At 32.8% G+C, this 9,165-nt stretch carries 11 protein-coding genes; 9 read left to right on the top strand and 2 right to left on the bottom strand.

From position 1 onward, the window contains the following. Positions 1-305 precede the first annotated feature (305 nt). Both mutL and purE read right to left on the bottom strand, forming a co-directional pair. Positions 306-2,123, bottom strand: a complete 1,818-nt coding sequence (gene mutL, locus OZD66_RS00200; RefSeq protein ID WP_182367686.1) for a DNA mismatch repair endonuclease MutL — start codon at positions 2,121-2,123, stop codon at positions 306-308. Positions 2,124-2,130: 7 nt separating this feature from the next. Beyond that, positions 2,131-2,622 carry a 5-(carboxyamino)imidazole ribonucleotide mutase gene (gene purE / locus OZD66_RS00195; protein ID WP_182367689.1) on the bottom strand — a complete coding sequence of 164 codons (492 nt, stop codon included), beginning with the start codon at positions 2,620-2,622 and terminating at the stop codon, positions 2,131-2,133. Between the two features lie 436 nt (positions 2,623-3,058). Between purE and OZD66_RS00190 the strand changes: the two genes are divergently transcribed. From OZD66_RS00190 to OZD66_RS00150, 9 genes are all read left to right on the top strand, one after another. Continuing rightward, positions 3,059-3,355, top strand: coding sequence for a helix-turn-helix domain-containing protein (locus tag OZD66_RS00190; protein ID WP_010081926.1), 297 nt, complete (start codon positions 3,059-3,061; stop codon positions 3,353-3,355). Positions 3,356-3,415: 60 nt separating this feature from the next. Continuing rightward, positions 3,416-3,823: a DNA-directed RNA polymerase subunit omega gene (gene rpoZ / locus OZD66_RS00185; RefSeq protein WP_182367692.1), complete on the top strand. Its 408-nt coding sequence runs from the start codon at positions 3,416-3,418 to the stop codon at positions 3,821-3,823. A gap of 28 nt (positions 3,824-3,851) precedes the next feature. Then, the gene (locus tag OZD66_RS00180; RefSeq protein ID WP_182367695.1) at positions 3,852-4,097 is read left to right on the top strand and encodes a monovalent cation/H+ antiporter complex subunit F; all 246 of its coding nucleotides are present in this window, start codon (positions 3,852-3,854) and stop codon (positions 4,095-4,097) included. Positions 4,098-4,103: 6 nt separating this feature from the next. Further along, positions 4,104-4,391: a monovalent cation/H(+) antiporter subunit G gene (gene mnhG, locus OZD66_RS00175; RefSeq protein ID WP_182367698.1), complete on the top strand. Its 288-nt coding sequence runs from the start codon at positions 4,104-4,106 to the stop codon at positions 4,389-4,391. Position 4,392: 1 nt separating this feature from the next. Continuing rightward, entirely contained in the window at positions 4,393-4,920 is a 528-nt protein-coding gene (locus OZD66_RS00170; protein WP_182367701.1) for a DUF4040 domain-containing protein, read from the top strand. Beyond that, complete coding sequence (locus OZD66_RS00165) at positions 4,913-5,332, top strand: Na(+)/H(+) antiporter subunit B (RefSeq protein WP_006279705.1); 420 nt, start codon at positions 4,913-4,915, stop codon at positions 5,330-5,332. The genes OZD66_RS00170 and OZD66_RS00165 overlap by 8 nt, the downstream gene beginning before the upstream one ends. Continuing rightward, positions 5,329-5,640: a cation:proton antiporter subunit C gene (locus tag OZD66_RS00160; protein ID WP_182367704.1), complete on the top strand. Its 312-nt coding sequence runs from the start codon at positions 5,329-5,331 to the stop codon at positions 5,638-5,640. Before OZD66_RS00165 ends, OZD66_RS00160 begins: the two co-directional genes overlap by 4 nt. A 138-nt stretch (positions 5,641-5,778) precedes the next feature. Then, positions 5,779-7,731, top strand: coding sequence for an RNA polymerase sigma factor RpoD (rpoD, locus tag OZD66_RS00155; protein WP_182367707.1), 1,953 nt, complete (start codon positions 5,779-5,781; stop codon positions 7,729-7,731). A gap of 140 nt (positions 7,732-7,871) precedes the next feature. Then, positions 7,872-8,852, top strand: a complete 981-nt coding sequence (locus OZD66_RS00150; RefSeq protein ID WP_010082050.1) for an SGNH/GDSL hydrolase family protein — start codon at positions 7,872-7,874, stop codon at positions 8,850-8,852. Positions 8,853-9,165: the final 313 nt, after the last annotated feature.

Below are 9,165 nucleotides of genomic sequence, written 5' to 3'. Positions count from 1 at the left end.
TATTCACTATCCATTTTTTAAGTTGGCGTTTTTTTATGTTTTAAATGCTTTATAAGCGCATTTTAGCTTATATTAGGTAAAAACCTAGAATTTTATAAAGACATAAGGTGCACATAGTGCAAAAAATTAAAGATGAGACGCCAGATTCGTGAGTTTTTTTGTCATTTAATCTGTACAGAGAAGATAAATAAATAGCTTCACTTTCATGATAAGGGGGCTGACGGAGTTTGTCAAGGAAGTTTTTTCGTTTCTATGAGCTACTTGGATGACGAGAAAGGAGCGCTTACATATTTATGGCAACCTCATTACCTACGCTCAAAAAGTTTTTCAATATCACTGAGTTTCATTTCTATATAAGTTGGTCTTCCGTGGTTGCATTGCCCGGAATATGGGGTTTTTTCCATTTGTCTCAGCAGCTCATTCATTTCATCTAACCTCATTTTCCTACCCGCTCTAATTGATCCATGACAAGCGATAGTGGCCAATATTTTGTTCACTTTATCTTCTATTGGCAATGTATCTTCTATTTCCGTTAATCTATCGACTATATTAATTAGCATCTCTTTCACATCTATTGCTCCCAAAATTGCAGGGATTTCTTTTACTATCACTTTATTTTCTGATTTGATCTCAATATCAAAACCCATTTCAAATAACTTATCTTTATAGATTTCAATCATCTCCAGTCCGGCTTGATTTTTGATTTCAACCGTTTCAGGAAGAAGTAGTTTTTGTCTTTTTATACTTGATTTTTGTTTTAGGCATTCATATACTAGCCTTTCGTGGGCTGCATGCTGATCGACTATAATCAATTTGTCCCTTACCTCTGCAATAATATAAGTATTATAGACCTGACAGCGTGCAAACCCGAGCGGGTGGCTCTCTATCGAATCAACTTGCTCTAACACCTTTTTTTCCAGAACCATAGTCTCCGCTTGTGATGGTAATTTCTGTATGCCGGTATAATCAAACGATTTTGACTGTTCTGATAAGCTTTTTACTCTTTCATTTGGAGAAGCAAATTCTTTTATTAGTTGATTTTCAAAAGGACTTGGCCTTCTTTCATTTTGAACATTAGGTTTATCAAAAGGATCTGGCAATGTTGAATCCATTTTCTGGTCATGCGCTAGAAAGGTGCCTATCCTTCTTGACAATGCTTTAATTAATCCTCTTGTCACTATCTCATATATGAGCTTCTTATTCTGAAACCTTACTTCTGATTTATTTGGATGCACATTTACATCTACTTGATCATAAGGTATCTCTAAATGTAACGCTGCGAAAGGATACCTATCGCTTGGAATAAAATCATGATATGCATACCTAACTGCGCCAATAAGTAGATTATCTTTGATTGGCCTTCCATTAACAAACGTATAGATCTGAGTTGACTTACCACGATTGACGGTCGGTTTACAGATGTGTCCCGTAAGTTTAATGCCGTCTTCTTCTTCATTAATCTCCAGAGAACTGCCCTGAAATTCTTCTTCTACTTCACACAATCTATGAAATAACGAAGTCTGCTTAGCGTATTTTAAGAGCTTTTTATTACCTGAAGTGAGAGTAAACCCTATATGATAGTTAATCATTGCTAGGTTGTTTACAATATCAACAATGCTTTGAGTTTCTGCTCTTTCAGTTTTTAGAAATTTTAGTCTATTTGGAGTGGCAAAAAATAAATCTCGTACTTCAATATGTGTGCCTTGTGATAAAGAGTAAGGAGTTTGCTCCCCTATTTTCTCTCCACCCTCATGACTTATAGACCATGCTTCATTTGCTTCTCTTGCCTTAGACGATAATTTTATCCTACTTACTGCTGCTATTGAAGGCAGAGCTTCTCCTCTAAAGCCAAGATGCTTGATTTCTATCAACTCATTGTCGCTCAATTTTGAAGTAGCATGGCGCATAAACGCAAGTTCTAAATCGTTTTTTTCTACTCCGTTACCATCATCTGTCACAATAATAAGGTTACGCCCACCACTTTCTATTTTAATCTCTATTTCTAAACTTCCAGCATCTATTGCATTTTCCACTAATTCCTTTACTACACTTGCTGGCCTTTCTATCACCTCCCCCGCTGCTATACGGTTTATGGTTTTTGTGTCTAAAAGAATTATTGCCATAGATTTATTATGAAACTGGTTTTTCTTTTACTTCTTTGGTCTGTTTCTCTCTCCACTTTTTTAACCTACCTGCAATTTCACTGTTGGAAATTGACAATATAGATACGGCAGTAATGGCAGCATTATATGCTCCATTTTCTCCTATAGACATGGTTGCAACTGGAACACCCTTTGGCATTTGAACTATAGAGAGTAGACTGTCCAGCCCATTTAATTGTTTACTATGCACAGGAACGCCGATAACTGGTAAACAAGTTAGTGACGCAACCATACCAGGTAAATGAGCTGCACCTCCTGCACCAGCTATAATAACCTTAAAACCTTCTTCTTGTGCAGATTTAGCAAAATTGAAGAGCCTTTCTGGTGTTCTATGTGCAGATATTATGAATATATCATGTGAAACTTCTAATGCTTTTAACATATCAACAGTATGGACCATAGTGATGTAATCTGACTCACTTCCCATAATAACAGCAACATCTTTTTTTATTTTTGTCATATTCAACACAATTTTACTTACTAACTAAATAATGTTCCAGCTAAAAAGCAACAAATATTTAAATTATATTATAAATATAATATATAGAATTCTCGTTAAAATAGAAATTTTAAAAATTTAAATAAATATTTATATTAAGATATAGAGATATAAACTTCTTATGTAAGATAAATTTATAAAATAATTATTTTTGTATTTCAAGCTTTGTAATCTTAGCTTGTTCTTTCTATAAATGGTTTTTTCAGATAGACTGATGGTAAAATGGTAATTTAAAATTACTAGAAATTTGATAAAAATATTAATATATAATCAACTTAAAGTTTTAAATATTGATATCATATAATTATTGACAAGTTACATGATATTAATATCTTGGTATATTAAATATTATGTTATAATATTTAATAAAGTTAATTGATATGTGAGTATAAGAATTATGGAAATAATATCGTTAAATAACTTAGACAGTGCAGGAATAAAAACAAAGTTGCTTTATATAATAAATAAAATTATAGAAAAAAATGCTTGGACTCAGGCTTTTGCAGCTGAGAAACTTGGTATTGATCAGCCAAAGGTATCGCAAATTAAAAATGGTAAAATAGATGGTTTTTCTTTAGAGCGATTGTTAGGATTTCTAAAAAAACTTGATCATGAGATAACGATCACGATGACAGAAAGCCAAGAAATAAAATCTGAGGCAGAAAAAGTAAAACATGAAGTTGAATCGCAATAGATACAAAGTTGACAACTTGTTTTTTGTGATATAGTATAAAACTTATTAAGGTAGTATCTTATGGCTGAGTCTATTGTAGAAAAGTGTATAGAACGGGTAAGTAACCGTTTCAAATTGGTTCTGTTGGCAAGTCAAAGAACACATGATTTAAATACAGGGGCAAGTAATCCAATTCAAGCAGCTAAGTTTAAAGGTCATAAAAATATCATAATTTCCTTACATGAAATAGCAGGAAAACAGGTGGATACTCGTGAGCTGTTTAGCCTTTTGGTAGGTAGATGCAAGGAATACATGAAAGGAAATATGAATAATGTTTACAGCAGTAATACAAGTAAGCTAGCGAATTTATTAAATTTTTCTGATAACACAGATCTTGATGCAAGTCAAGAAAGCCAAGATTACGAAGTGGATGGTGAAATAGATGATGAAATAAATGATCAAGATGGCGATGAAGAAGTATCCGTTTAGAAATCTACTGAAGTTACATAGTCTTTAAATGATTTGCATTGCTATCTATACACTGTTGTTCTGTATGAGTGTAATGTTGTGTTGCATAGTGTCTAAGTCAAATGATGTGTACAATAAGGTTTTAGCGTTCAATAATTTCTCAACGCAAGTAGTTGTAATTATAACAGCAATATCAATCATTCTGAATAATTTTTTTTTAATTGATATAGCATTGTTGTATGCTAGCGTTAGCTTTATATCAACTATAGCACTAATGAGATTAATGTTGTTTTGATAATTTATGATAGGATCCATTTTCATATTTTTAGGTATTTGTTTGATAATTATTTCAAATATAGGGGTGATCAGATTTCCTGATTTCTATACTAGGTTACATGCAGCAGGTATTACAGATTCTAGCGGTGCAACGTTATTGTTAGTTGGTTTTGCTTTGCAGAATGGATTTTCAATCAATACTGTTAAAATAGTATTATTAATTTTTATAATATGGGTAGCTAACTCAACTAATAGCTATATTTTAGCGCGCACTCATTATAAAGTTAAGAAAAAAACTGTTAGAGAAGGCTAAGGTGTTAGAAATATTAAATGTAGTGTTACTTTTGTTGTTACTAACAGTTACGGTTTTTATAGTTTTCTCGCGACATTTAGTTGTAAGTGCTGTTCTAATGTGTGTATTTAGTTCACTGATTGCGCTTATATACTTAATTATGAATGCACCTGATGTTGCAATTACTGAAGCTTCTGTTGGTGCGGGGCTCAGTACAGTTTTTACGTTTGCAGCACTCTCCTTGATAAAGAATCATGAAGTAAATCTATCTCATAACCCTATAACGCTTTTTTTTATGTTATTTCTGGCTGTATGTTTGTCATATTTTATGATTCAATTGCCAGATTTTGGCAGCCACAATGCTCCGATCCACTTGCATGTTGCTCCTTATTATGTGGAAAATACCGAAAAAGCTACCGGTATTCCTAATATAGTGACAGCTATTTTGGCAAGCTTTCGTGGTTATGACACGTTTGGAGAAACTATAGTAGTTTTTACTGCTGCGCTTTGTATAACGTTGATATTAAAAGAAGAAAAAGAAAATGATTAAAGATCCGATATTAAATGCAGTAACATTTTTGATGATACCTTTTATCATTTTATTTGGTTTATACATACAATTTCACGGTGATTACACTCCGGGTGGAGGTTTTCAAGCAGGAATAATTATTGCCTCCGGGATAATATTATATTCAATGCTATTTGGTGTATCTACAACTCTAAAAGCAATACCTTATTCTGTGATTAGATTGACTAACGTGTTAGGTATTTTAATTTATGGAGGAACGGGCGTTGCAACAACTTTACTTGGCCAAAATTTTTTATCTTATGATATCTTGTTAACCAATAATAGAACCGGTCAAAAATTAGGTATTTTTTTGGTGGAATTAGGTGTAGCATTTACTGTCTGCTCCTCTATGTTAATTATATATATAAATTTTGCTCGTAGGAAAAAACAATGACTTTATATAATTATACGATTATTATTGTATTAATGGTGCTAGGTTTATATATTATTATAAACGATAAAAATTTAATCAAGAAAATAATAGGGGTAAGCGTCTTCCAAGCATCTGTTTTGTTATTTTACATATCTCTAGGATATATAAAAAGTTCCTTGCCTCCTATATTGGTTTCAAATTTTTATTCATATAGCAATCCTATACCCCATGTTTTAATGCTTACTGCTATAGTGGTTGGAATTGCAACATTTTCAGTTGGATTATCCATAGCAGTAAAAATGGAAGAAAAGTATGGAACAATTGATTAAGACAAGTGTACATAAATTAACAGTATCTTAAACTATATGAAGTAACAAATAGCCACAAGTTAAAAGTAAAATTATAGACTTGCTCGTTGTAAGTTTTTTTGTTAATAAGAAATAAAATTGTAAACTATAAAGGTAATGATGTCAACTATTAATGATGCAGAAGATAAGAAAAAAATTATCAAAGATCTGGTAACTAAGAGTATAAAAAAGGGTGGTTTTATCACCTTTGATGATATAAATGATAAATTATCAGATGAAAATTTTTCGTCTGACTTTATAGATGATGCTACATCTTTATTGCAGGATTCCGGAATTAATGTGCTTGAAAGTAGCGAAGATGAAGAAGATATTCCTTCCAACAGTGATGATAGTAAACTTGATGATGATGACACATCGCCAAATGTTACTGCAACTTTAGTACAAAATGATGATCCAGTGAGGATTTATTTACAAGACATGAGCTCCGTAAAGCTTTTATCAAGGGCAGATGAAATCGAGATAGCAAAAAAAATTGAATCTGAAAAGCATAACATGTTACGCGCAATAATTGAAACATCAGTAACATTAAAGGTGATAAAAGTATGGCGTGATGATTTAAGTAATGGAGCTCTCTTACTGAGAGAAATTATAGATCTGGATGCAATTTATAACTCTGATTTTAATGTGGTACCCAAAGAAGAAAGTGAAGAGAGTGAAGAAAGTGCTGAAGATGTTGAGGATTCTGAGGATGTTTCTGAAGATGCTGAGTACTGTAGTGATGATGAGAAAGATAGTAAAAAAAGTGATGATGAGAAAGACGGTAATAATGAAGATATAAGTTCAGTCAATTTAAATGTTTCTATTCTTGAAATGGAAAGTGACTTATTGCCAAAGGTCATAGTTGCATTGGATGAGATAATTACTTTAACAAATGAAGCGTTGATATTAAGAAAAAATTCTAAAAATTTCTCTAATGAGCTAGAAAATTTGTATAATCAAGTATGGTCTATAGCATTACAAATTAAGTTAAGTGATGCTGCTGTTGCCAGAATTACACAAGAACTTTATAAGATAAATAGATCCATTACGCTTGAAGAGGCTAATCTTATTGCTGAGGCTAGAAAATACGATATCGATAGAGAAAGTTTCTATAAAGTTTATGATGACGTGCTTTTAAAGCACGAATTGAAAAAGATAAGTCTTTTAAAGATCAATGAAAATCAGTCCTCTTTTACAGGTGAATTAAAAAACAAATTTTTAAGGTTTATAGACGATAACTCTGAACATATAGCTAGTACCTTGAACGGTATTAAGCAGCATATACAGGAAGATAACGTACAAGAATTTAAGGAGCTAATCAAGAGAATACAAAAACACGAACGAGAAGTCTCTGAAGCAAAGCAAGAAATGATTAAGGCTAACTTAAGGCTAGTAGTTTCCATTGCTAAGAAGTATTCAAAAAGAGGCCTTGATCTGCTTGATTTGATACAAGAAGGCAATATTGGTCTTATGAAGGCCGTGGATAAGTTTGATTACAAACGTGGATATAAATTTTCAACTTATGGCACTTGGTGGGTAAGACAATCAATCACTAGAGCAATACCTGAGCAGTCTAAAGTAGTTAGAATACCAGTTCATATGGTGGAAATTATCAGTAAAATCAACAGAGCATTAAGAAAGATGACTCATGAGATGGGAAGAGAGCCGACGTTAGAGGAATTGAGTGTAGAACTGACAATGCCACTGGAAAGAATACGCAAAGTTATGAAAATAGCAAGGGATCCAGTAAGTCTTGAAGCTCCAACAGGAAAAGATGATAGTAGTACCTTTGGTGATTGTATAGAAGACAAGCGAGTCTCCAGGCCAGAGGATGCTGCAATACTTGCTGACTTGCGTGGCATTACAACCAATGTTCTTGCAACTTTAACACCAAAGGAAGAAAGAATTTTAAGAATGCGTTTTGGCCTTGGTAAAGATGGGAAGGAACATACCTTAGAAGAAGTAGGAAAAATTTTTAATGTAACACGTGAGAGAATTAGGCAAATAGAGGCAAAAGCACTGCGCAAGTTGAAACATCCAAGCCGTGCTAGAAAACTTAGAGGGTTCTTTTAAGTATACGTGTCAAGTTAAGAAGAAGCTGATTTTGCCCGGAAAAAGTGGAGAGCAAGTTAGGCCAAAGTTGTATAATTTCACCGCTATTTTTCTTTTTCTATGAATCTAATGAAACAATATGCTAATCTACGGTAAATATTATGACAAACAAAAATGACAATTCTAATTCAAAGTATAGAAATTTTTATGTTCTGGGTGATAGCTTATCCGATAATGGCGCAATCATTGGAATTTTAAATAATTTATCCTTTGCAAAAAGCGTAAAATTTGATGATCCTTTTTATCAAGGAAGATCTTTTAGCAATGGCCCTACTGCTGTTGAATATATAGCAAAATATTTAGATTTAGATGAATTTAAACCTGGGTGGAGTTATTCATTTTTTGGGAGATGCCACGAACAGCAAGGTCAGAATTACGCAGTTTCATATGCAACAGCATCTGAAATTTTTGACCCTATTTTTTCTTATTTCTTCAATAAATTTCGTTTAGCTAACCAGCTAGATGCGGTAATTAAACATCATCCAGATATAGGTAAAGAAGATTTATTTTGCATCATAATCGGCGGAAATGATGTTATGGTTGCCACTGCTTATGACGATACTAAAGCGGAAGAAGTGTTGGAACAAGCAGTGAGTGAAATATGTAATGCACTTAAGGTTCTAAATGAACATGGTGTTAAGCATGTAGTTGTTGCAAATGCACCTGAAGTTGGCTCAATACCAGCTTTTAATAGAGATGAAGAAGCAAGGGAACTAGCTACAAAGCTCACGGAGAGTTTCAATGCAAAACTGGCTAAAGGCTTAGATTATATGAAGAAAAGTACAAATCTTGAAATAAAAGCATTTGATCTTAACTCTAAAATGAGAAGTATGTTTAGCGAATACAAGAGCAAAGGTTTAAATTGTCAAGATGCATGCACATCGAACATTGCAGACCAAGTTGGGAGATTTAAAGAAAATATAAAAATACTCTTAAAGTTGATATTTAAAGGGGAACTTGACGTTCACTATAACCCTGGGTGTAGCAAAGAAACACTAAAGGATTATTTCTTTTTTGATTATTTCCATCCAACTGCGGAACTTCATCATGAAGTTGGTAATGAAGTGTATGAGTTGATTTGACACAGTTTTTTGAACATATCCTTTTAAATAGTAACCAGACTGCATTCTGTGATTTTTAGCAAAACACGATCTTTCATTTGAGCTTTCTTCAATTTAAAATAAATACAGAAAATTGCTGCCTATAGCTAAACTGACTTAGATTTACCGATAATTTGAAAAACCGTCATCCCGCTACTATATAGTTATTGATATATATTTTCTTTTAAGCTCTTGGTTTTGATCGATATAGCTCTTTCCATAAAAGTCCGGATGTGATAGGATAAGGATAGATGATGATAAGGAGGTTGAATGCCAGCAGCATATAGTTATGATT

Source organism: Wolbachia endosymbiont of Drosophila baimaii (assembly GCF_028982185.1).
GTDB lineage: Bacteria > Pseudomonadota > Alphaproteobacteria > Rickettsiales > Anaplasmataceae > Wolbachia > Wolbachia pipientis.
Note: the sequence above shows the minus strand (reverse complement) of the source record. Positions and strands in the feature narration are given on the sequence as shown.